The organism is Trebonia sp., from assembly GCF_049794275.1.
Classification (GTDB): Bacteria; Actinomycetota; Actinomycetes; order Streptosporangiales; family Streptosporangiaceae; genus Trebonia.
On record NZ_JBARCR010000517.1, the window covers coordinates 1 to 22,795 of the forward strand.

A 22,795-nucleotide genomic window follows, 5' to 3' on the forward strand; every position below is an offset into this window, starting at 1 on the left:
GCGACGGGCAGGGCGGCAATGCCCGCGACCAGCGCAGGGACGGCCGCGACTCCGGCGCCCAGGGCGGCGCGGGCCGGGGCCAGAACGCGCAGAACGCGCAGAACGGCCAGAACTCCGCGGGCGGGAACGCCCGCGACGACGACGACGAGGACGGCCAGGGCCGCAGGGGACGCCGCGACCGGTTCCGCAACAGGAACCGTCGCCGCGGCGACCGTCCGGGCGGCGAGCCGGAGACGGTGATCGCCGAAGACGACGTGCTGATCCCGATCGCGGGCATCCTGGACGTGCTGGAGAATTACGCGTTCGTGCGCACGACGGGCTACCTGCCCGGCCCCAACGACGTGTACGTCTCGCTGTCCCAGGTGCGCAAGCACGGGCTGCGCAAGGGCGACGTCATCGAGGGCGCCGTCCGCCAGCCGCGCGACGGCGAGCGCAGGGAGAAGTTCAACGCGCTGGTCCGGCTGGACAAGGTCAACGGCCTGGACCCAGAGCAGTCCACGGGTCGCCCCGACTTCTCCAAGCTGGTCCCGCTCTACCCGCAGGACCGGCTGCGGCTTGAGACCGACCCGACCAATATGGTCACCAGGATCATCGACTTGATCTGCCCGATCGGCAAGGGCCAGCGGGGCCTGATCGTGTCGCCGCCCAAGGCGGGCAAGACGATGATCTTGCAGGCCATCGCCAACGCGATCACCAAGAACAACCCGGAGTGCCACCTTATGGTCGTCCTCGTGGACGAGCGGCCAGAGGAAGTCACCGACATGCAGCGCACCGTCAAGGGCGAGGTGATCCACTCCACCTTCGACCACCCGGCCGACGACCACACCACGGTCGCCGAGCTGGCGATCGAGCGCGCTAAGCGGCTGGTCGAGATGGGCCACGACGTCGTGGTCCTGCTTGACTCGATCACCCGGCTCGGCCGGGCCTACAACCAGGCGGCGCCGGCCAGCGGCCGTATCCTCTCCGGCGGTGTTGACTCGACCGCGCTGTACCCGCCGAAGCGGTTCTTCGGGGCGGCGCGCAACATCGAGAACGGCGGCTCGCTGACCATCCTCGCGACCGCGCTGATCGAGACCGGCTCGCGGATGGACGAGGTGATCTTCGAGGAGTTCAAGGGCACCGGCAACATGGAGCTGCGGCTGCGCCGCGAGCTCGCCGACAAGCGGCTGTTCCCGGCGGTCGACGTGGACGCGTCGAGCACCCGCAAGGAGGAGATCCTGATGGCGCCGGATGAGCTCAAGGTCATCTGGCAGCTGCGCCGCGTGCTGCACGCCCTCGAGCCGCAGCAGGCGCTCGAGCTCCTCATGGAGCAGTTGCGCAAGACGCGCAGCAACGCCGAGTTCCTCCTCCAGGTCCAGAAGACGACGGTGGGACTGGGCCAGGACAGGCAATAGGAATATCTGCCGGTCACGAGCGGTTTGCGCGTCTGGCACACTAGAAAGCCGCGACTACGCGGTACCGGTTCACGTCTCGCAGCAGGCGACCCGGCGACCGCTTGAGGCAAGGAGCCAAACAAGTGAAGCCTGAGATTCACCCCGCGTACCAGGAAACCACGGTGACCTGCGGTTGCGGGAACACGTTCGTCACGCGGTCTACCGCGAAGAACGGCGCGATCCACACCGACGTGTGCTCGAACTGCCACCCGTTCTACACGGGCAAGCAGAAGATCCTCGACACCGGCGGACGCGTCGCACGGTTCGAGAAGCGGTTCGGCAAGGCCGCGACTGCCGGGAACTCCGGCAAGAAGTAGCTCTTCCGCAGCGCCCGCGTGCCAGCACATGGCGCGCGGGCGTTTGGGTTGTACATACATTCGAATGAAGGAAGGTTGACTGTGTTCGACCGGCTTGGTGAGCTGGCGGGCGAGCACGCGGAGCTTGAACGCGCGCTCGCCGATCCCGGCGTGCACGCGAACGCGGATCAGGCCAGGAAGCTCGCCAAGAGGTACGCCGAGCTCACGCCTATCGTCGCCGCTTTCCGTGAGTGGCAGCAGGCGGGCGAGGACGAGCAGGCCGCCCGCGAGCTAGCGGCTGAGGACCCGGCGTTCGCGATCGAGGCCGACGAGCTCGCGAAGCAGCGTGCGGGCCTTGAGGAGCGGCTGCGGGTGCTGCTCGTGCCTAAGGACCCGAACGACGGCAAGGACACCATCCTCGAAGTAAAGGCGGGCGAGGGCGGCGAGGAGTCCGCGCTCTTCGCCTCCGACCTGCTGCGCATGTACCTGCGCTATGCCGAGCGGCACGGCTGGAAGACCGAGGTCATCGACTCCACCGGCACCGGCCTGGGCGGCGTCAAGGACGCGACCGTCGCGGTCAAGGCCGGCCGGGGCGGCGGCGCTGGCGCCTGGTCGCGGCTGAAGTACGAGGGCGGCGTGCACCGTGTGCAGCGCGTCCCCGTCACCGAGTCGCAGGGCCGCATCCACACTTCCGCGGCCGGCGTGCTCGTGATGCCCGAGGCGGACCCGGTGGACGTGCAGGTCAACGACAACGACATCAAGGTCGACGTGTTCCGTTCCTCGGGTCCCGGCGGGCAGTCGGTGAACACCACCGACTCCGCTGTCAGGATCACCCACTTGCCGACCGGCATCGTAGTGTCCTGCCAGAACGAGAAGAGCCAGCTGCAGAACAAGGAGCAGGCGCTGCGCGTGCTGCGCGCCCGCCTGCTGGCGCAGGCCGAGGCGGACGCCGACGCCAAGGCCTCGGCCGAGCGCAAGGCGCAGGTGCGCACCGTCGACAGGTCCGAGCGGGTCCGCACCTACAACTTTCCTGAGAACCGGATCTCCGACCACCGCGTGGGCTACAAGGCCTACAACCTGGATCAGGTCATCGACGGAGACCTCGACGGCGTGATCGACGCGCTGGCCGCCGCGGACCTGGAAGCGAAGCTCGGGGATCAATGAGCAGCTTGCTGCTTGACGAGATCGCGCTGGCCACCGCGCGGCTGGCGGAGGCTGGCGTCGACTCGCCGCGTGCTGACGCGGAGCTGATCGCGGCGCACGTGCACAACGTCAAGCGCGGCGAGCTGCACACGGTGCCCGACGCGGAGTTCGACGCGCGGTACTGGGAGGGCATCGCCCGCCGGGCCAACAGGGAGCCGCTGCAGCACATCACCGGGCAGGCGTTCTTCCGCTACCTGGAACTAGACGTCGGCCCGGGGGTTTTCGTGCCGCGCCCGGAGACCGAGGTGATGACCGGCTGGGTCATCGACCGGCTGCGCGAGATGGACGTCGCGTCCCCCATCGCGGTCGACCTGGGCACCGGGTCGGGAGCGATCGCGCTGTCCATCGCCCAGGAGGTGCCGCGCGCCACGGTGCACGCGGTGGAGGCGGACCCGCTGGCCCGCGGCTGGGCGGAGCGGAACATCACCGGCCACGTGGACTCCTACACCGCCGGGCGGGTGCTGCTGCACGCCGGTGACTTCACCGGGGACCTGGCCGGGCTCGACGGGCTCGAAGAGCTCGCCGGGACGGTCGACGTGGTGGTCAGCAACCCGCCGTACATCCCGGTCGGCTCGATCGTCCCGCCCGAGGTCGGCGAGTACGACCCGCCCGCCGCGCTGTGGAGCGGCGAGGACGGGATGACCGCGGTCCGCGCGGTCGAGCGCGTCGCCAGGCGGCTGCTGCGTCCCGACGGGTTCGTCGCCGTGGAGCACGGCGCGCAGCAGGGTGCTGAGGTTTACTGGGTGTTCCCTGAGGAGTCGGGCTGGCGGGACACCCGCAACCACAAGGACCTGGCCGGGCGCGATCGTTTCGTCACCGCGCGAAGCGCCGGGACTTAGGAGGGACTCACCCGTGGACTCGATCACGGTGTCAACCAAGGGAGCGGAGGGGACCGGCACGGTCGCGGCGCTGCTGGCCCCGCGACTGCGCCCGGGCGACGTCGTCCTGCTCAAGGGCGGGCTGGCCACCGGCAAGACGACGTTCGTCAAGGCGCTGGCGGCCGCGGCGGGCTCGACGGCCGTGGTCACGAGCCCCACCTTCACGATCGCGCACTTCTACCCGCTGGAGCAGGGCAAGATCCTGCACATCGACACCTACCGGCTGGCGGGCATCCACGAATTCCGCGATCTCGGGCTGGATGAATACTTCGACGAGTCGATCACCATGATCGAATGGGGCGAGACGGTCGCTGAAGACTTCCCCAGCCATCTGCTGGTGGAATTCCACTATGACCAGAGCGCGCCGGACCTGCGGGTAATCGGCTTTTCCTCTGATAGCCCGCGGTGGCTGCCGGTGCTCGACGCCCTGCAGGCAGCCTTGCTCACCGAAACGAAACTCAGCTGAGGAGCGCGTACTGATGGGGTTCGCACTTGCCCTCGAGGCGTCGTCGAGAACGTACGCGGCCGCCGCGGGCGACGGGGAACGCCCTCGGGCGCAGCGCGTGTCCCGCCGGGATGACCCCGCGTTCACGGGCCTCGGCGACCTGGTGGCCCAGACGCTGGCTGAAAGCGGGGCCGCCTTCAGGGATATCGCCGCGATCGCGGTGGACATCGGCCCCGGCGGGCTGTCATCGATGCGGGCGGCCGTCGCCTACGCGAACGGGCTGGCCTTCAGCCTCGGCGTGCGGATCTTCCCGATCACCTCACTCGAGCTGATGGCCATCGCGGCCGCCGAGAAGCACGACGGCCCGTTCCTCTGCCTCAGGAGGGGCACCGGGGGAAACACCTACGCCGGGCTCTTCGCCGACGGCCAGCTGGCGGAGCTGCGCCACGGCCCGCACGATTCCGTCGTGCCGTCGATAGCAGGCGGCCTTGACAGGGTCAGTCTCGCGGGGGTGCCCGCGGCCGACGTGGCGGGCCTGCTCCCCGGCGTGACCATCACGGACACCGGGATCGCGGAGGCGGACGTCACCGTGCTGTACCAGACGGCGCGGGCCGCCATGTCCGACCCCGAGCGGCTGGTCCCCATCGCCAGCCCGGTCAACGAAGCGTCGCTGATATTCCACAACCAGGCCGCCCGGTAACGCCCTTCGCGTGTCTCACCCGGTGACCCAGCGGGGCCGACTATATTGATCGCGCGACCGCGATCGACGTAACCCGGAGGTGACGGACAGTGGAGGAACGAGTCCGCGAGGAGGCGGAGCGCGCCGCCGCGTGCCTGCTGGCGGGCGGTGTTGTGCTACTGCCGACCGATACGGTGTACGGCCTCGCGGTGCACCCGGAGCACGACGAGTCGGTCACCCGGCTTTTCGCGATGAAAGGCCGTCCGCGTTCGGTCAACCTGCCGGTGATGATTTCGTCGGTGGACCACATTACGGCCCTGGGCGGCGTGGTGAGCCGGGCCGCTGAATTGCTGCTGCAGTCGAAATACGTGCCTGGGCCGCTCACCCTGGCCGTCGGGGTATCACCGGATGACCTGGCGCCGTGGCTGCGCGGGCGCGACGAGTTCGCGGTGCGGATGCCCGATGACGAGCGGCTGCTCGCGATTATCGACACGACCGGGCCGCTGCTTGTGACCAGCGCTAACCTGCACGCGGAGCAGGTCAGGGAATCGGTTCCTGATATACTTTTTACTTTGGTGAGCGAACCCGATTTGGTCATCGATGACGGGAATCGCGACACGGTGCCTTCCACACTCGTTAATTGCCGCTCGGTCCCGCCGGTGGTGGAGCGCGTGGGCGCTGTCCCGGCGGAAGAGATAGAGGCAATACTCGGATGAGCGGTCATGGGTCTCTCGTGCTCGGAGTGGAGACCTCCTGCGACGACACCGCGGTCGCGCTTGTGGACCCCCGCGGCAGCGTGATCGCGTCGTGCGTCGCGTCCCAGGCGGCGCTGCACACCACCTTCGGCGGCGTTTACCCCGAGCTGGCTAGCAGGGCGCACATCGACAAGATTCTGCCGACCGTCCAGGCCGTGCTCTCGGACTCGGGCGTCCGCCCCCGTGACCTGGCCGCTATCGGGGTGACTCGGGGCCCCGGGCTGATCGGCTCGCTCATGGTCGGCCTGAACACCGCCGCCGGCCTGGGACACGGCTGGGAAGTCCCCGTCATCGGCGTGAACCACCTGCGCGGGCACCTGCGCAGCGCGGACCTGGAGGAGAGCCGGGTCAAGTTCCCGGCGATCGTGCTGCTCGTCTCCGGCGGCCACACGCTACTGGCACGGCTCGAGAGCACCACCGACATCCGCCTCATCGGCTCAACGGTCGACGACTCGGTCGGCGAGGCGTACGACAAGGTCGCCCGCATGCTGGGGCTGGGGTACCCCGGCGGCCCCGCTATTGACCGGCTCGCGCCCAGCGGGACGCCGCAGGTGCGATTCCCGCGGCCGATGCTGCGGCAGGGACTCGACTTCTCGTTCTCCGGGCTCAAGTCGGCGGTGGAGAGGTACCTCGCGGCGACCCCGGACGCGCAGCCCGCGGACGTGGCCGCGGCGTTCGTCGAGGCGTGCATGGAAGTCCTCATCTCGAAGTGCCGCGCCGCGATCAAGGAGTACCCCGTATCCTCGCTCGTGATCGTCGGCGGCGTCGCCGCGAGCCCGCAGCTGCGGGCCGCGGCCACGGAGCTGTGCGCGGGCCTCGGCATCGGGCTGTGCCTGCCGCCGGTGAAATGGTCGACTGACAACGGGGCCATGATCGGCCTCGCCACCTGGGATTACCTCACGAACGGCATCACCAACACACTTGAGCCCGTGCCGGGACTGGGAATGGAAGCGTTCTAAGTCCACTCTCCGTCCCTTATGGGAGGATGGGTACCTATGAGCACACGGTTTGACTGCGGGGACTCCGCTCAGCGGTCGGCCGGGCTCGTGGAGGCCGTCGCGGCGCTGCGGAACGGTGAACTGGCCGTCATCCCCACCGACACGGTGTACGGTCTGGCGGCCGACGCTTTCTCCCCGGCCGCGGTGGCCGCCCTGCAGGCCGCCAGGGGCGGAACCAGGAGCGCGCCCCCCACGGTGCTCGTCGGCAGCGTGCGGACCGCGGCGGCGCTTACCGAGTCGCTCGGCGCCTTCGGGCAGGACCTGATCGACGAATTCTGGCCCGGCGCGCTCACCCTGGTGTTCCGTGCCAGCCCGACGCTGGTCTGGGATCTCGGCGACACCCTGGGCACCGTCGCGGTGCGGATGCCGCTGCATCCCCTGGCGCTCGAAGTGCTGCGGCAGTCCGGCCCGCTTGCGGTGAGCAGCGCGAGCCTGGCCGGCGCGCCGGCCGTCACGACCGCCGCTCGGGCCGAGGCGCAGCTCGGCGGTGCCGTCGCCGTCTACCTGGACGCCGGGCCATGCCCTGGCAACGTGACATCGACGATCCTCGACCTGACCGGGACCGTGCCGCGGATGCTCCGCGCGGGCGCGATCGGCGTCGACGACGTCCGCAAGGTCGTCCCCGTAATAGACCTGCCGGCCCCAGACGAGATCCCCGTCAAGCCCGCCGAGCCGCATCCGCTGGCCGGCGAAGACGCGGGAACGGGCTCCTGACCCGGCGCCGCCATGCGTGATTATCTCTTCATCCTGGTCCTCGCGGCGGCGGTGACCTACGTGCTGACCCCGCTGGTGCGGCGCGGCGCGATCGCCATCAATGCGCAGCACGCGCCACGCAGCCGGGACGTGCACAAGCAGCCGACCCCGCTGCTCGGCGGGGTGGCGATCTACGCCGGCCTGGTGGCCGGGCTGCTGGTCGCGGACCGGCTCAGCTACCTCAAGCAGGCCTTTCCCTCGGCGCGCACCATCCAGGGGCTGGTGCTGGCCGGCGGCCTGCTCGTCCTCATCGGGATCGTGGACGACCGGTGGGGGCTGAGCGCGATCAGCAAGCTGGCCGGGCAGATCGCGGCGGGCGGCATCCTGGTGTGGAGCGGCGCCTACCTGCCGTGGATACCGCTGCCTGGCAGCGAGACCCTGCTGCTCGAGCCGGACCTCAGCTACACCCTGACGATCCTGCTCGTCGTCATGACGATCAACGCGGTCAACTTCATCGACGGCCTCGACGGGCTAGCGGCCGGCGTCGTCGGCATTTCGGCGCTTGCCTACCTGCTCTACTCCTACACGCTGACCCACTCGGTCGGCATCCCGTCGCAGTCGATCCCCGCAGTGGCGTCGGCCGTGCTCGCGGGTGCCTGCATCGGGTTCCTGCCGCACAACTTCCACCCGGCGCGGATCTTCATGGGCGACACCGGGGCGATGCTGCTCGGCCTGATGCTCGCCTACGGGCCGATCTCGAGCACGGCCTCCCTCGACCAGAACATCCTGGTCAATTACTCGCACCTGCACCCGGTCAACCGGTTCGGCACCATCCTGCCGCTGCTGCTGCCGGTCGCGATCCTGATCATCCCGTATACGGACCTGCTGCTCGCGGTGATCCGCAGGACCAAGGCGGGCAAGTCCCCGTTCGCGGCAGACGGCCTGCACCTGCACCACCGGCTGCTGCACATGGGTCACTCGCACCGGCAGAGCGTGCTGCTCATGTACCTGTGGGCGGTGCTGTTCTCCGGCACGGTGGTCGGCCTGTCCCTCGTTCGCATCGGCCTGATCTGGCTCGCGCTGGCCACCGTCGCCGCCATCGCCGTGCTGCTCGCGGCGACGATGCCACGGCTCCGCCCGTGGCGCGGTGCAACCGTCCCGAGACATGGGGTGCAGCGAGTACGCACGGTACGTTCCGACGAACCTACGAGCGCTACCAGCTACGCGGTGGCAGCTCCGAATGACGCCGTACCGAACGCGACGCTTCCTGACGGGATGCCCGCGCAGGGCGCGGCGCTCGACGGCAGGCCCGTGAACGGCTTGCCGTTGAATGGCTTGCCGCCGAACGGGTTGCCGCCGAACGGGTTGCCAGGGAACGGCGTACGCCCGAACGGGGCGGGGCGGCGCGCGCCGCTGCCCAACCGCCGGGGACCAAGCCGGCCCTGACGTCCGGGGCAGGCGGGGCCGGCGAGGCCACTGGGGCTAGCGTGCCGGATTTTGGTGCCAATCACTGTCCGACGTGCCGGAACTTGGGGAGGGGGCCCCTCGCGGGGCCGCCCTAGGGTCATGTAAAGTCAGCAATCAGGTAAAGTAACAGTCAAGAAGCTTGTGACACGCTTCACAAGCACCTCCCCTGCTGGCAAGCGAGAGGGCCCGTGATACTTTTCGTGGACCGCGGCAAGCCCGGGTATCCGGGTCGCGGGCGTGGTATCGCCCCTTCGGGTGCCGTGTCCAGGGAAGCTCCGCTGGGGCAGACCCATCCGAGCAGCGAAGCCAGCGATCCCTCAGGAGCCAAGCAGATGATGGCAACCTATGGCCGCGTCGTACGGCGCTCGGCCGCGCTCACCGGCGCGGTCGCTGCCGTATGCGTCGCCGTCTGCGCCGCGCTGGGCGGTGCCAAGGGCCTTTACGGCGCGCTGATCGGGGTGGCGATCGTCACGGCGTTCTTCGGCATCAGCGTGCTCGTCGTGGGCCGTGCAGCGAAGATCAGCCCGCAGGTCATGATGGCCGCGGCCATGATTAGCTACGTGGTCAAGATCATCGGCTTCGCGATCGTGGTGATCCTGCTAGGCAAGTCCACCGCGTTCAACGGCCGGATGCTCGGCTTCACCGCGATCATCTGCATCCTGGCCTGGGGCGTGGCGGAGGTCGTCACCACGATAAAGCTCAAGATCCCGTATGTGGAGCCGGACGGGAGCGGTAAAGCGTGAGCGACGTGAGCGTGCGCGGCCGGCGGGACACCAGCCCTGACGCGGAAGGCCGCGCCCTAGGGCTGAACATCGGCTGGACGGTGTTCAGCTACCTGCTCAGCGGCATGGCCGCCTATGGCCTCATCGGCTGGCTGATCGGGCGCGCGGTGCACGTAGAACTGCTTTTCCCGATCGGCATGCTGGTTGGGCTCGCGATCTCCATCGGCTTCATCATCTGGCGATACGGCCGGAATGCGGGCGCGGATGGAGACAAGGACATGAAGACGGGCATGAGCGCGACCGCGAGCCGGCGCGCGAGCCACCGGAGGGGAATTCCCCGGGAGGAGAAGAGCCGGTGACCGGTGCCGTTGCGGCCGCCGCGGGCGGCGGCTGCCACATCTTTAACGGGTGCGGATTCCCCGCCCCTGGCCTGCAGGACTTCGCATGGAAGCCGATCTTCACGATCGGCTCGTTCAGCTTCACCAAGCCGATGCTGCTCGCGATCCTGGCCGCGGTCGTGGTGATCGGGTTCTTCTGGGCGGCGTTCCGCAAGCCCAAGCTGATCCCGGGCCGCACGCAGAGCCTCGGCGAGATGGCCATCCTGGCCGTGCGGGACCAGATCCTCCGCCCGTCGTTGGGCGCGAGAGGCGACTCGTACCTGCCGTTCCTCGTGTCGCTGTTCTTCTTCATCTACATCATGAACATCATGGAACTGATCCCGATCTTGCAGTTCCCGGTCACGTCCAGGATCGGCTTCGTCTGGCCAATGGTGTTCATCGTCTACTTCCTCTACCTGTACCTGGGCGTCAAGCACCAGGGCGCCTGGGGGTACTTGAGGAACATGATCCCGCCGGGCGTGCCGGCGCCGATCTACATCATCCTGGTGCCGGTCGAGTTGCTCAGGTTCTTCGTCTTCCAGCCGTTCACGCTGGGGGTGCGGCTGTTCGGGAACATGTTCGCCGGTCACCTGCTGCTGACGATCTTTACGATCGCGTCGTGGTACCTGCTGAGCCTGTCCGTCGGCCTGCTGTACGCCGCGGGCTCGTTCGCGCTGGCGATCTTCGTCTTCGTGCTCGAGACCCTGGTCACGCTGCTGCAGGCGTTCATCTTCACCACGCTGACCGCCACGTACATAGCCTCCTCCGTGGAACCGGCCCACTAGCCCGTATCTGACTTCACCGACCACGAGTTTCCTGTCAAAGAGCCCAGCGGGGCCGCAACGTAAAGGAATGGATTAATGTCACTCGCCGCTTCTCTCGCAGCAGCCTCGACGACCAGCTACCTGAACATCAACATCGGCGCGGTCGGCTACGGTCTCGCCGCCATCGGCCCCGGCATTGGCATCGGCCTGGTCTTCGGTCACGCGATCGAGGCCATGGCCCGGCAGCCCGAGGCAACCGGCCGCATCTCGCTCTACATGTGGATCGGCTTCTCGCTCACCGAGGCGCTGGCCCTCATCGGCCTCGTGGCCCCGTTCATCTTCAAGTACACCGCCTGACCAGCTCGAGGAAAGTGAGTGCATCATGATGCACCAGCTCGCCGACAGCACGGCATCGACGAATCCGCTGCTCCCCTCGTGGCCCGAGTTCATCATCGGCACGATCCTTTTCGTCTTGGTGTTCGGCTTCCTCGCCAAGATAGGCCTGCCGCGGATTATGAAGACGCTCGAGGAGCGCCACGACCAGATCGAGGGCGGCATCAACCGGGCCGACGAGGCGCAGGCCGAGGCGCAGGCGGTGCTGCAGCAGTACCGGGCGCAGCTCGACGACGCCAGGCACGAAGCCGCGCGGATGCGCGAGGAGGCCAGGGAGCAGGGCGCCGCGATCATCGCCGAGATGCGGGAGCGCGCCGAAGCGGAGGCACGCCGGATCACCGACGCCGCGCAGTCCCAGATCGAGGCGGACCGGCAGCAGGCGCTCACCTCGCTGCGCGGCGAGGTCGGGACGCTGGCGACCGAGCTGGCCAGCCGGATCGTGGGCGAATCGCTCACCGACGTGGCTCGGCAGACCCGGATGGTCGACCGCTTCCTTGACGAGCTCGACTCGGCGGACGGCGGCGCTGCCGTCGGCGCCCGTGGCGCGGGCGAGGCCGCTGGGCAGGCCACGACCCCGACGGGGGCCGGGCAGTAATGCGGGGCGCCAGCAGGGCCTCCTACGCCGGGCTGCGGGAGGGGCTGTCCGCGATCTCGACCGCCGACAGCGCCGACCGGGTCGGCGACGAGCTGTTCGCGGTCGTCCGGCTGCTCGACTCCGAGCACGGCCTGCGGCGCGCGCTGGCGGATCCGACCAAGCCGCCGGAGGAGAAGGCGGCGGTGGCAGGGCGGCTGCTGCACGGCAAGGTGTCCGCGGAAACCGAGGAGCTGGTAGTCGCGGCCGTGTCGGCCCGCTGGGCCAGCTCCAGCGATCTGGCCGACGCGATCGAGCAGCTCGCCATCGAGGCGTTCACGGTGTCCGCGCAACGCAGGCATAAGCTAGATGACCTAGAGGACGACCTGTTCAGGTTCGGCCGCCTGGTGTCCGGACAGCCGGCGCTGCGGTCGGCGCTGATCGGGCCCGCGCCAGAGAACGCCAAGCGTGACCTGCTGGCCAACTTGCTGGAGGACAAGGTCAGTTCGCCGTCGATGAGCCTGATCACGCAGCTGCTGACGCACACGCGCGGCCGTTCCCCGCAGGCAGCGCTCGATCTGGCCGCCGGCATAGCGGCCCGGCGGCGGGAGCAGCTCATCGCCGTGGTGCGTGTCGCCACCGAGCTGACAGCGGAACAGCGGCGCAGGCTCGGTGAAACGCTCACCGCGGCCTACGGCCAGGGAATTCACCTGAATGTCGTGCACGATCCGGCGGTCATAGGTGGCGTGTCCATCCAGATCGGGGATGAGCTGATAGAGGGGACCGCGGCCAGCCGCCTGGCCGAGGTCCGGCGCAAACTCGCAGGCTGACGAGGCTTGATTCGGCCGGCGCGAAGCCCGGCCCCGGGTGGCCGGCGCAAGAGCCGGCCCAGGAATACACGAACGGAATGGGGAAGATGGCGGAGCTGACAATCCGGCCGGATGAGATCCGTGACGCGCTAGCGCAGTTCGTCGAAGAATACGAGCCAGCTGGCGTCGAGCGTGAAGAGATCGGCACGGTCACCGAGTGCGGCGACGGCATCGCCCGCGTCGAGGGGCTGCCTTCGGCCATGGCGAACGAGCTTCTTGAGTTCGAGAACGGCGTCCGCGGCCTCGCGCTGAACCTGGACATACGTGAGATCGGCGTGGTCATCCTCGGTGAGTTTTCCGAAATCGAGGAGGGCCAGCAGGTAAAGCGGACCGGGGAGGTGCTGTCCGTCCCGGTCGGCGACGCGTTCCTCGGCCGGATGGTCGGCCCGCTCGGCGAGCCGCTCGACGGCCTCGGCCCTATCGAGGACACCACGCTGCGCGCCCTGGAACTGCAGGCGCCGACGGTGGTGCAGCGGCAGCCGGTGAAGGAGCCGCTGCAGACCGGCATCAAGGCGATCGACGCGATGACCGCGATCGGCCGCGGCCAGCGCCAGCTGATCATCGGCGACCGGCAGACCGGCAAGACGTCGATCGCGATCGACACGATCATCAACCAGAAGGACAACTGGGCGTCCGGTGACCCGCTCCGCCAGGTGCGCTGCATCTACGTCGCGGTCGGCCAGAAGGGCTCGACGATCGCCGGCATCAAGCAGGCGCTTGAAGAGGTCGGGGCGATGGAGTACACCACGATCGTGGCCGCGCCCGCGTCCGACCCGAGCGGCTACAAGTACATCGCCCCGTACACCGGCAGCGCGATCGGCCAGCACTGGATGTACGACGGCAAGCACGTCCTGATCGTCTTCGACGACCTGTCCAAGCAGGCCGAGGCGTACCGGGCCATCTCCCTGCTGCTGCGCCGTCCGCCGGGCCGCGAAGCGTACCCCGGTGACGTCTTCTACCTGCACTCGCGGCTCCTCGAGCGCTGCGCGAAGCTGTCGGACGACCTTGGCGCGGGCTCGATGACCGGGCTGCCGATCGTCGAGACGAAGGCCAACGACATCTCGGCCTACATCCCGACGAACGTCATCTCGATCACCGACGGGCAGATCTTCCTGGAGACCGACCTGTTCAACGCCGGTGTCCGGCCGGCCATCAACGTCGGCCAGTCGGTGTCCAGGGTGGGCGGCAACGCCCAGATCAAGGCGATGAAGAAGGTCGCGGGCACCCTGCGGCTGTCCCTGTCGCAATACCGCGATCTGGAGGCGTTCGCGGCGTTCGCGTCGGACCTCGACGCGGCGTCCCGGGCCCAGCTCGATCGCGGTGCCCGGCTCGTCGAGCTGCTGAAGCAGCCGCAGTACTCGCCGTTCCCCGTCGAGGACGAGGTCGTCTCGATCTGGGCGGGCACCACCGGCCAGATCGACGACGTGCCGATCGAGGACGTCAGGCGGTTCGAGACCGAGTTCCTCGACTACCTGCGGCGTGAGCAGCCGGGCATCCTGGCCGCGATCAAGGAGACCAGTGACCTGTCGGACGACACTGTCACCGCCCTGAAGGACGTGATCGACAGGTTCCGCCGGACGTTCGAGGTGACCGGCGGTCAGCTGCTGGTGTCCGACGAGGACAGCGCCGCCGAGCCGCTCGGTGCGGGCGAGGCGAAGCAGGAGTCGGTCGCCCGGTACCGGGACACCGACACCGGCGACGAAAGCACCTCCGACAGCGCGGGCGCGACCGCGGAGGGCGTGGGCCTGTCTGACGACGGCGCGAACGCCGAGGGCGGCGCGAACGCCGAGGGCGGCGAGTAGGCGCCATGGCGGCACAGCTTCGCGTGGTCCGGGCGCGGATCAGGGCGGTCAAGTCGATTGGCAAGATCACCCGCGCCCAGGAGCTGATCGCGTCGTCGCGGATCATCAGGGCGCAGCAGCGCACGCGGGCGGCCGAGCCGTACGCGCGCGAGCTCACCCAGGCGGTGGAGGCGCTGGTGAGCCGGTCTGGCTCGCTCAACCACCCGATGGTCTCCGAGCCCGAGTCGGTCAGCAGGGCAGCGGTACTCATCCTGACCAGCGACGGCGGCTTCGCGGGCGGCTACAACGCGAACGTTCTGCGCGAGTCCGCTCGGCTGCGGCAGCGCAACACGGACGAGGGCGTGCAGAGCGTCATCTACGTGGCGGGCCGCAAGGGCATCGGCTGGCACCGCTTCCGCGACATCCCGATCGAACGCGAGTGGAGCGGCTTCTCCGTCCGGCCGTCATACGCCGACGCGGAGAAGGTGGCCACCGCGCTGCTCGAGGCTTTCACCGCGCCGGCCGACGAGGGCGGGGTGGACGAGATCTACCTGGTGTCGACGGAGTTCGTCTCGATGCTCACGCAGCGGCCGGCCGTCCGGCGGCTGCTGCCCTTGCAGATCGAGGAGAAGGAGGGGCCGCCGCCCGGCGGCCCGCTGCCGTCCTACGAATTCGAGCCGTCCACGGACATCGTGCTCGACTCGCTGCTGCCCCAGTACATAGCCAGCCGGATCTACTACGCCATGCTGGAAGCGGCGGCAGCCGAGCTGGCGGCGCGGCGGCGCGCGATGAAGGCCGCCACGGACAACGCGAACGACTTGATAGACCGGCTGACCCGGGAAGCGAACAACGCCCGGCAGGCCGAGATCACCTCGGAAATCAGCGAAATCGTCGGCGGGGCTAACGCGCTCGCTGAGGCGAGCGCAGGGAGTGAGTAAGAAACCATGACCGCCACCGTAGAAAACCCCGCGGAGAGCGGGGCCGCCGCGGCGGGAACCGGCCGCGTCGCCCGGGTCATCGGCCCGGTCGTCGACGTGGAGTTCCCGGCCGAGCAGATGCCGGAGATCTACTACGCGCTGCACGTGGATCTCGCCTTCGCCGGCGAGGGGGAGACGGCGCGGACGCTGACCCTCGAGGTCGAGCAGCACATCGGCGACAACATGATCCGCGCGATCGCGCTGGAGCCGACCGACGGCCTGGTCCGCGGCGCCGAGGTGACCAACACCGGCGCCCCGATCGAGGTCCCGGTGGGCGACGTGACCAAGGGGCATGTGTTCAACGTGCTCGGCGAGACGCTGGACGTGCCGACGTCGAGCCTTAAGGTGACGGAGCGGTGGCCGATCCACCGGCCGGCCCCGCCGCTGGACCAGCTCGAGTCCAAGACGCAGATGTTCGTCACGGGCATCAAGGTCCTCGACCTGATGACCCCGTATGTGCTGGGCGGCAAGATCGGCCTGTTCGGCGGCGCGGGCGTCGGCAAGACCGTGCTCATCCAGGAGATGATCCGCCGGGTCGCGCAGAACTTCGGCGGCGTCTCCGTCTTCGCCGGGGTGGGCGAGCGGACCCGCGAGGGCAACGACCTGTTCCTCGAGATGACCGAGTCCGGGGTCATCAAGGACACCGCCCTGGTGTTCGGCCAGATGGACGAGCCGCCGGGCACCCGGCTGCGGGTCGCGCTGTCCGCGCTGACGATGGCCGAATACTTCCGGGACGTGCAGAAGCAGGACGTGCTGCTGTTCATCGACAACATCTTCCGGTTCACCCAGGCCGGCTCTGAGGTGTCCACGCTGCTCGGCCGGATGCCGTCCGCCGTGGGTTACCAGCCGACCCTCGCGGACGAGATGGGCCAGCTGCAGGAGCGGATCACCTCCACCCGAGGTCACTCGATCACCTCCATGCAGGCGATCTACGTGCCCGCCGACGACATTACCGACCCGGCGCCGCACACGGTGTTCGCGCACCTCGACGCCACCACCGTGCTGTCCAGGGAGATCACGGCGCGGGGCATCTACCCGGCGGTGGACCCGCTGGACTCCTCGTCGCGGATCCTCGACCCCAGGTACATCGGCCAGGAGCACTACGACGTGGCCCGCACCGTCCAGCAGATCCTGCAGCGGTACAAGGAGCTGCAGGACATCATCGCGATCCTGGGCATCGACGAGCTGTCCCAGGAGGACCAGATCACCGTGCAGCGCGCCCGGCGCGTCGAGCGGTTCCTGTCCCAGCCGATGTACGTCGCCGAGCAGTTCACCGGGCAGCCGGGTGTCTTCACGCCGCTGGACGACACGATCGCCTCGTTCAAGGCGATCGCCGAGGGCAAGTACGACAACGTTCCCGAGCAGGCGTTCTACATGGTCGGCGGCATCGAGGATGTCGAGGCGAAGGCCAAGGACATGGAGCGCTCGTGACGATGCACGTGGAGCTGCTGATGCCGGACCGGTCGCTCTGGTCCGGCGAGGCTGGCCTGGTGATCGCGAAGACCCTGGACGGCGACATCGGGGTCCTCCCGGGGCATGCGCCGGTCTTCGGGATCCTGTCGCCGGGCAGCCTGGTGCGCATTCGCGAGGTGCCGGGGAACGAAAGCACCGGCGACGTGGTGCGGGCCGCGGTCAGGGACGGGTTCCTGTCCGTGACCGGCAACCGGGTGTCGATCCTCGCGTCGGTGGGTGAGCTCGCCGACGACATCGACCTGTCGACCGCCAAGGCCGAGCTGGACGAGGCGACCGCGGAGGCGGGCTCGGCGGCCGCCGCCGAGGAGTCGCCCGAGGTCAAGTACGCGAGGGCACGCTTGCGGGCCGCTGGCGAACAGGCCTGACACGGAGCGGGGGTGGGCGGCCTGGCGCTAGACGCTGCCTGGCTCTTCGCCGCCTTCCTACTGCTCGTCGTGGTCCTCGCCGCCGCGCTGGCCACCCGCCGCTACCTGCTCGAACGCGGTGGCGCGACGGTGGAGTGCGGCCTGCGCCACCCTGCGGGGCGCGGCGGCTGGCGCCTGGGGGTGGCCTCGTACCAGGGCGATGAGCTGTGCTGGTACGGCGCGCTCGACGTCAGGTTCCGCCCCGAGCAGGTGCTGCACCGCAGGTCGCTCACGGTGCAGTCCCGCCGCCCTTCGCTGGCCGCCGACGCCAGCGTCCTCGGCGCCGACCGCGTCGTCGTCGAGCTCTCCACCGGTGACTCCGACAACGTTGAGCTGGCCATGACGGAGGAGGCACTCACCGGCTTCCTGTCCTGGCTGGAGGCCTCCCCGCCCGGCTCGCACCTCTCCGGCATGGCGTAAGAAATCCGTGGCGTTTCCGTGGTGATAGCAGAGTTGTTCGGATCGTCAAGCGGACCTGGTGATCGTTTTGACGATCCGGTGTCTGTGCGGGGGTCAGCGATCAGCGCGGCAACAATGCCGGGGGTGGTGTCGGTGATGGTAGCGCGGATGGTGACCTGCTGTTTGTCGCCGCGGAAGGTGCAGTGCAGGTTCAGCGCGGCGTAGAGGGCTTCGCGTACGTGGTCGGGGGCCTGGAGCAGGGACCCGGGGGCGTAGGGCAGTTCGCTGATGAGGGTGGGGTCGTTCTCGGAGGCGGCCTGGGCGGTGATGGCTTCCAGGTGGGCGTGCAGCGCGGCGGCCTGGCTGTCCAGCTCGGTGTGGTGTTCGCGGATCCGCTTGCGGTACGCGGCGGCGGGGCTGGTGTCGTCGCCGAGCTGGGCGAGTTCGCTGATCAGGCCTTTCTGGCTGGCTTCGTTGCGGGCGATCCGCTTGCGGAGCTGGGCGGCCTGGGCGTCGCGGCGCGCGGCGGCCTCAGCCGCCGACGCCGGCAGCTGAGCCTGCAGCATCGCGCCCGGTCGTATCCGAACACGAACTGGTCCAGGAAGGCGGCGATCGCGGCGGTGATGGTGTCCTCGCGGACGGCGGTCCGGACGTGGCCGGGGCAGCGGTGCACGTCGCGGGGGTTGCTCTCGCGCCGAGGGCACACGTAGTAGGTGTAGCACTGTCCCGCGCGCCGCCCAGGGCGGGTCGATCCGGTCATCCGCCGCCCGCACTGCGAGCAGTGCAGCCTCGACCGCAGCGGGTACCGGCGCCCGGCGCGGCTGGTGGGCACCTCGGCGTCCCGCACCCCCTCATGGGCCGCGCCGATCTTCTGGGCCTCTTCCCAGAGCTGACGGGAGATCAGGGCGGGGTGGACCGGGGCCGGGGACCAGGTCCACTGCTCGCGGGGACGCTGCGGATCTTGCGCTGCCCGGGCCGCTGGGACTTGCCGGTGTTCTTCGTCCGGCCGTACACCATGAACCCGGTGTACTTCGGGTTCGCCAGGATCTTCCCGACCGTCATGGGTCCCCAGCCGCCGCCGCTGCCCGGGCTAGGGACGCCGGCGGCTTCCAGCCGCCCGGCGATCGCCTCCCGCGACAGCTGCTCCAGCACCCGCCACTCGAACATCCTGGTGACCCACGGCCCGGCCTGCGAGTCGACCGCCAACCGGGTGCGGACGCGGCCTTGGCCTGCTTTCATCGGGACGGGGTGGGCGATCCGGTCGGCGGTGTAGCCGAACGGGACGCGGCCGTTGTTGTACCCGTCGATGGCGTGCTGTTCCAGGACCTTCCTAGTCTTGGCCTTCAGCTGGATCCGGTACCACTCCGCCACCCCCTGCTTGACTCTCCGCACGAGGACGGTGGTGGCGTTCAGCCCGGTGACGTCCGCGGGCAGGTCCGCCAGCAGCCAGGCCAGCCGGGTCAGCTCATAGCCCGCGACTCGGCTTCCAGTGCCCGGCCGCCGTCAGCCGCGCGACGGCATCACGGACCTGGGCGGCCGTCACCTCCGTGGCATCGTCTTCCGGGCCCAGCCGGACGGTGTCCAGCGGCAGCGTCCAGGAGGTGCGGCCGGGCTCCAGCACCGCGATCCACGAGTACGGCCAGCCGGGGATCATCTGCGCGTTCCCCTTGCCGCGCGCGTACACGTGGCAGAACAGCCGCTCCGGGCTGGTCTCCGCGTCCGGCCGAAGCCAGTTCGAGACATCGCAGGCCAGCCGGATCCGGCCGTCGTCCCAGGGGCGCAGCGGGACCGCGTCCACCGCCCGCCGCAGCCGCCCGATCACGATCTCGCCGCTGTTTACCGCGTCGTAGACGCCGCCGTGCCCGCGGCGGCACTCCGGCTCCAGGCACAGCTCCGCCAGCATGTGCACGCGCTCCGGCCGGCACGCCAGCGCGTCGCAGATCTCGAACAGGGCATCGCGGCGCATCCCGAGCGAGCAGTACAACCCGTCCCGGAACCCCGCCAGCCGCCGTCTGCTGGTCCGCCCGGTTACGGCCCTCGCGCCACGACATAATAAAAGCCACGGCCACCGCCTTGATCTCCAGGTTTTTTCGCAGGAACCCGAAGATCATCAAGCGGTGGCCGTCTCATGTCACCACGCCACGCCGGACACCACAAGCAACTCAGGACAACCCAGACAACATGGGTTAAATAGCAAACTTAGTGCGTACCGGGGCCACACCGAAGTTCTCAGTAGCACGGATGCCGGACCGCCCGCGCCTCGCTCGCCGAGGTGCCCAGGCAGCGCCGCGCTCTCGGCGGGAACAGCGGAGCCGTTCGGGCAGGGATTCCCCTGGCTGGTGCGGTACCTGGATTCCTGGTGGGTGCTGTACGAGCATGGCTGGCTACGGGTCATCGATGAGCACGTAGCCGCTGACCTTGACCATGTTGGAGGGCGGCTTGCTAAGGCGGAGAGGGCTGAACTGTGCAATTTTCCCGAGCGGGCGGCTGGTTCCCATACTGGCCCGCCGGAAGCACTCTGAAGCGGGCTAGGTTTCACGGTGATTCTGGCGCTTCACGGTGGATTACACAGTGACGGTGCATACGGAAAGGAGGCCCTTTGAACGATGCGCACGAGCGGTTCACCGGCCTATATGACCAGTATTACCGAAGAGTTCTGCGCTACGCGCTGCAGCATGCTGACCCTGGATCCGCCGAGGACGTGGCCAGCGAGACATTCCTGATCGCATGGCGGCGTCGGGCTGAGGTTCCTCAGCCGTCGCTACCCTGGCTGCTCGTGGTGGCGCGCAACCTGCTGTTGCAGGAGTTCGGCTTGGCCAGTAGGCAGCGCCGGATCGCCGACCGCATACGGGCGTTCACCACGGACGATGACCTGAAAGCGTGGGACGCGGGTGAGCATGTGGTCACGCGCGCCGCGGCGTTGGAGGCGCTGGCGACGCTCTCCGACAGCGATGTAGAGGCGCTGACCCTGGTGACCTGGCACGACCTGTCCGTAGCGGATGCCGCAGCCGTCGTCGGCTGCACACCGCACGCGTTCACGGTCCGGTTGCATCGCGCCCGCAAAAGGCTCACCAACGCGCTCCGGTTCATTGACAACCCCTCGGAGGGCCGCGTTCCGGCAAGCCACCCCGGCACAGCACATTCGGTCATTAAGGAGCAAACATGACCCATATCGAGGATCCGATGAAGGTGATGGCCGACCTCAGGCCGACCGACCTGGAGCGGCTAGCGCGAGACGGGTATATGAGGCACCGGAGCGACGATCTCGCCCGGCTAGCGGTCGATGCCATCGGCGCGGGGGGCACCCGTTCTAGGGCCTGGCCAGGTGGCCGCAGTCGCCCAATGGGGCCATGGCGCGGTCACCGTGGCGTCCTGGCCGTCGCGGGGGCTGGCCTGACCGCCGCGGCGGCAGTGGCGCTGGTCATAACGACCACGGGACCATCGCCTGCCGTCCCCTCGGCCTTGCCGTCGTCGGCGGCACCGTCGGTGCCTGCGGCGTCGTCGGCCGCTCGTCCCCCGACAACCGCCGCGCCGCTGGACGCGCACGCGTTTCTGCTGGGCAGCGCCAATGTTGCGGCGCAGTCCCCGGTGACCACGGGCTCCTACTGGTACGTCAAGGAGCGAGATTTCACGGAAACCTGGCCACAGAACAAGGCGAGCGATTACAAGCCGTACTACGCGAGCACGCAGGAGACCTGGACCGGTGCCACCCGGACTCGGACGATCGTTAGCGAGGATCTGCAGTTCAACTTCGCCACGCCGGCCGACAAGGCGAAATGGCAGGCCGACGGTTCACCGAAGCTGTTCGGCCCTTCCGGGACGTACGGCGACCATGGGCCAGTCACCAATGACTACAACTTCGGCGCGGACGCCCAGTCAGACATATACGCGCTCAGCATGACCGATGCCCGGAACTTGCCGACGTCGGCGGCCGGACTAGGCGCGCTGCTGCACAGGAAATTCAGCGGCCTGAGTGCGGATCAGCGGTCGGTCGGCCTTGGCGAGACCTTGGGGTACGTCGCTTACGTATTCGAATGGGGCCAGAAGCTGCTTCCCGGCCCGGTCAAGCCCGCCGTCAAGGCGGCCTACTACCAGCTGCTGGCCTCACTGCCGGGCGTCACAGTCGCTCAGGATGTCACTGACCCGCTGGGCCGGACCGGCGTGGACGTCAACGCAGGCACTGAAGACAACCTGATAATCGACCCGGCCACCGCCCAGATCCTTGACGTGACCTACAACCCGTTGCGTCCGGACGCCAACAAGATTCACAACCCAACTCTCAGCATCAGTACCTACCCAATCCGCGCCGGGTCGACCATCACTGCGACTACCACCGACACCATCGCTTACCTGTCCATGGGCTGGACCGACAAGATCGGTGTCCCGGCGAGCTAGGAACAGGACTTGGTCTACAGCACCGTCTGGGGCCGACACCCGCGCCGAGATCCTCTGCTCTCATCACCTGCTCGGCGGTCGCGGCCTGCGTTGCGGTTTTTCAGACCACTTGCGAACATGCTCTGACCAGCGCTGACATCACGCCAGCTACACGGCAGATCGTCTTGCGCCATGACCAGGGGTAACGACACCTCGCCAACGCTGGCAGAGATGCCGGTGCGGTGGCGGAAGGATGCGGCTACATGAGACGAGGGGTCATGGCAACGATCCAGGGTTCAAGTGCCAGAGCGGGCGCGGCGCCGCTTGGGCTGGCATCCTTGCGGAATTGCAGCTCACACGTCTACGGTTGTTTCGATCGTTAGCTTTCGAACGGGACGAGTGTTTGAATATCCGCTCCTTGCTGCTATAGCAACGGAAACGCCACGGATTTCCCGGAAATACCGGGTGGCGCCTGCCTCGGAACATGGGCAACAGTGGGTCTATGCGGGCGGACGACGGCGAGGGTCTCCTCGTCGGCTATGTGACCGGGCCCGCGGCCGCCACCGAGGCAACCGTCATGGCGCTGGCGCGGGCGGACGCGGCCCGCACCGTCGTGCTCGTCGAGGGGGTCAGCGACCAGATCGCCGTCGAGACCCTCGCCGGGCGGCGCGGCCGGGACCTGGCGGCCGAGGGCATCGTGGTGCTGCCGATCGGCGGCGCCCACGGCGTCGCCCGCTACCTGCGGCGGTTCGGCCCTGAGGGGACCTGCGCCCGGCTCGCGGGGCTTTGCGACGCGGGCGAGGCGCACATCGTCAGCCGCGGCCTGGCCGCGGCCGGCCTGGAT

Annotated in this window: 26 protein-coding genes and 1 pseudogene; 24 read left to right on the plus strand and 3 right to left on the minus strand. The window is 68.8% G+C overall.

Going from position 1 to position 22,795, the window contains the following annotated elements:
* From rho to WA805_RS14140, 21 genes and pseudogenes are all read left to right on the plus strand, one after another.
* A partial coding sequence (rho, locus tag WA805_RS14040) for a transcription termination factor Rho (protein WP_425242550.1) occupies window positions 1-1,394 on the plus strand: 1,394 nt, incomplete at its 5' end.
* 122 nt (window positions 1,395-1,516) lie between these two features.
* Window positions 1,517-1,750, plus strand: coding sequence for a 50S ribosomal protein L31 (gene rpmE, locus WA805_RS14045; protein WP_422280917.1), 234 nt, complete (start codon window positions 1,517-1,519; stop codon window positions 1,748-1,750).
* A gap of 81 nt (window positions 1,751-1,831) precedes the next feature.
* The gene (gene prfA, locus WA805_RS14050) at window positions 1,832-2,893 is read left to right on the plus strand and encodes a peptide chain release factor 1 (protein ID WP_422280915.1); all 1,062 of its coding nucleotides are present in this window, start codon (window positions 1,832-1,834) and stop codon (window positions 2,891-2,893) included.
* Window positions 2,890-3,771, plus strand: coding sequence for a peptide chain release factor N(5)-glutamine methyltransferase (prmC, locus tag WA805_RS14055; protein ID WP_422287395.1), 882 nt, complete (start codon window positions 2,890-2,892; stop codon window positions 3,769-3,771). The genes prfA and prmC overlap by 4 nt, the downstream gene beginning before the upstream one ends.
* Before the next feature lie 13 nt (window positions 3,772-3,784).
* Window positions 3,785-4,276 (plus strand): tRNA (adenosine(37)-N6)-threonylcarbamoyltransferase complex ATPase subunit type 1 TsaE, encoded by a 492-nt coding sequence (gene tsaE / locus WA805_RS14060; protein ID WP_424564035.1) that lies wholly within the window; start codon window positions 3,785-3,787, stop codon window positions 4,274-4,276.
* 13 nt (window positions 4,277-4,289) lie between these two features.
* Entirely contained in the window at window positions 4,290-4,955 is a 666-nt protein-coding gene (gene tsaB / locus WA805_RS14065; RefSeq protein ID WP_422288390.1) for a tRNA (adenosine(37)-N6)-threonylcarbamoyltransferase complex dimerization subunit type 1 TsaB, read from the plus strand.
* A gap of 89 nt (window positions 4,956-5,044) precedes the next feature.
* On the plus strand, window positions 5,045-5,650 hold the full coding sequence (locus tag WA805_RS14070; RefSeq protein WP_422280907.1) for an L-threonylcarbamoyladenylate synthase: 606 nt from the start codon (window positions 5,045-5,047) through the stop codon (window positions 5,648-5,650).
* Window positions 5,647-6,648 carry a tRNA (adenosine(37)-N6)-threonylcarbamoyltransferase complex transferase subunit TsaD gene (tsaD, locus tag WA805_RS14075; RefSeq protein WP_424564034.1) on the plus strand — a complete coding sequence of 334 codons (1,002 nt, stop codon included), beginning with the start codon at window positions 5,647-5,649 and terminating at the stop codon, window positions 6,646-6,648. The genes WA805_RS14070 and tsaD overlap by 4 nt, the downstream gene beginning before the upstream one ends.
* A gap of 36 nt (window positions 6,649-6,684) precedes the next feature.
* Window positions 6,685-7,401, plus strand: coding sequence for an L-threonylcarbamoyladenylate synthase (locus WA805_RS14080; protein WP_425242551.1), 717 nt, complete (start codon window positions 6,685-6,687; stop codon window positions 7,399-7,401).
* Window positions 7,402-7,413: 12 nt separating this feature from the next.
* Window positions 7,414-8,826, plus strand: a complete 1,413-nt coding sequence (locus WA805_RS14085; protein ID WP_424560783.1) for a glycosyltransferase family 4 protein — start codon at window positions 7,414-7,416, stop codon at window positions 8,824-8,826.
* Between the two features lie 353 nt (window positions 8,827-9,179).
* Window positions 9,180-9,590 (plus strand): hypothetical protein, encoded by a 411-nt coding sequence (locus WA805_RS14090; protein WP_422271696.1) that lies wholly within the window; start codon window positions 9,180-9,182, stop codon window positions 9,588-9,590.
* Window positions 9,587-9,928, plus strand: coding sequence for a hypothetical protein (locus WA805_RS14095; RefSeq protein WP_425242552.1), 342 nt, complete (start codon window positions 9,587-9,589; stop codon window positions 9,926-9,928). Before WA805_RS14090 ends, WA805_RS14095 begins: the two co-directional genes overlap by 4 nt.
* On the plus strand, window positions 9,925-10,731 hold the full coding sequence (gene atpB / locus WA805_RS14100; protein WP_422288388.1) for a F0F1 ATP synthase subunit A: 807 nt from the start codon (window positions 9,925-9,927) through the stop codon (window positions 10,729-10,731). Before WA805_RS14095 ends, atpB begins: the two co-directional genes overlap by 4 nt.
* 75 nt (window positions 10,732-10,806) lie before the next feature.
* Window positions 10,807-11,067, plus strand: coding sequence for an ATP synthase F0 subunit C (atpE, locus tag WA805_RS14105; RefSeq protein WP_422271811.1), 261 nt, complete (start codon window positions 10,807-10,809; stop codon window positions 11,065-11,067).
* A gap of 25 nt (window positions 11,068-11,092) precedes the next feature.
* On the plus strand, window positions 11,093-11,698 hold the full coding sequence (locus WA805_RS14110; protein ID WP_422271813.1) for a F0F1 ATP synthase subunit B: 606 nt from the start codon (window positions 11,093-11,095) through the stop codon (window positions 11,696-11,698).
* Complete coding sequence (locus tag WA805_RS14115; protein WP_422271815.1) at window positions 11,698-12,504, plus strand: F0F1 ATP synthase subunit delta; 807 nt, start codon at window positions 11,698-11,700, stop codon at window positions 12,502-12,504. The genes WA805_RS14110 and WA805_RS14115 overlap by 1 nt, the downstream gene beginning before the upstream one ends.
* An 86-nt stretch (window positions 12,505-12,590) precedes the next feature.
* A pseudogene (atpA, locus tag WA805_RS14120) lies at window positions 12,591-14,213 on the plus strand (F0F1 ATP synthase subunit alpha); the annotation flags it as partial.
* A gap of 137 nt (window positions 14,214-14,350) precedes the next feature.
* Complete coding sequence (locus WA805_RS14125) at window positions 14,351-15,262, plus strand: F0F1 ATP synthase subunit gamma (protein WP_422271817.1); 912 nt, start codon at window positions 14,351-14,353, stop codon at window positions 15,260-15,262.
* Window positions 15,263-15,268: 6 nt separating this feature from the next.
* Window positions 15,269-16,732, plus strand: coding sequence for a F0F1 ATP synthase subunit beta (gene atpD / locus WA805_RS14130; protein WP_422271819.1), 1,464 nt, complete (start codon window positions 15,269-15,271; stop codon window positions 16,730-16,732).
* A 2-nt stretch (window positions 16,733-16,734) separates the two neighbouring features.
* Window positions 16,735-17,139: a F0F1 ATP synthase subunit epsilon gene (locus WA805_RS14135; RefSeq protein ID WP_422271839.1), complete on the plus strand. Its 405-nt coding sequence runs from the start codon at window positions 16,735-16,737 to the stop codon at window positions 17,137-17,139.
* 12 nt (window positions 17,140-17,151) lie between these two features.
* Window positions 17,152-17,598, plus strand: coding sequence for a DUF2550 domain-containing protein (locus WA805_RS14140; protein ID WP_425242553.1), 447 nt, complete (start codon window positions 17,152-17,154; stop codon window positions 17,596-17,598).
* A 430-nt stretch (window positions 17,599-18,028) separates the two neighbouring features.
* Here the strand turns inward: WA805_RS14140 and WA805_RS14145 are convergent, their stop codons facing one another.
* The 3 genes from WA805_RS14145 to WA805_RS14155 form a co-directional block, all read right to left on the minus strand.
* A complete protein-coding gene (locus tag WA805_RS14145; protein WP_422271841.1) occupies window positions 18,029-18,337 on the minus strand; it encodes a hypothetical protein in 309 nt (102 codons plus the stop codon).
* A 140-nt stretch (window positions 18,338-18,477) separates the two neighbouring features.
* Complete coding sequence (locus WA805_RS14150; protein WP_422271823.1) at window positions 18,478-18,969, minus strand: recombinase family protein; 492 nt, start codon at window positions 18,967-18,969, stop codon at window positions 18,478-18,480.
* A gap of 73 nt (window positions 18,970-19,042) precedes the next feature.
* Entirely contained in the window at window positions 19,043-19,561 is a 519-nt protein-coding gene (locus tag WA805_RS14155) for a transposase (RefSeq protein ID WP_422271825.1), read from the minus strand.
* 615 nt (window positions 19,562-20,176) lie between these two features.
* On the opposite strand from WA805_RS14155, the gene WA805_RS14160 reads away from it, so the two are divergent.
* From WA805_RS14160 to WA805_RS14170, 3 genes are all read left to right on the plus strand, one after another.
* The gene (locus tag WA805_RS14160; RefSeq protein ID WP_422271827.1) at window positions 20,177-20,743 is read left to right on the plus strand and encodes an RNA polymerase sigma factor; all 567 of its coding nucleotides are present in this window, start codon (window positions 20,177-20,179) and stop codon (window positions 20,741-20,743) included.
* Window positions 20,740-21,972, plus strand: coding sequence for a CU044_5270 family protein (locus WA805_RS14165; protein ID WP_422340823.1), 1,233 nt, complete (start codon window positions 20,740-20,742; stop codon window positions 21,970-21,972). The genes WA805_RS14160 and WA805_RS14165 overlap by 4 nt, the downstream gene beginning before the upstream one ends.
* A gap of 481 nt (window positions 21,973-22,453) precedes the next feature.
* Window positions 22,454-22,795: TOPRIM nucleotidyl transferase/hydrolase domain-containing protein (locus WA805_RS14170; RefSeq protein WP_425242554.1), on the plus strand; the 342-nt coding region annotated here is incomplete at its 3' end.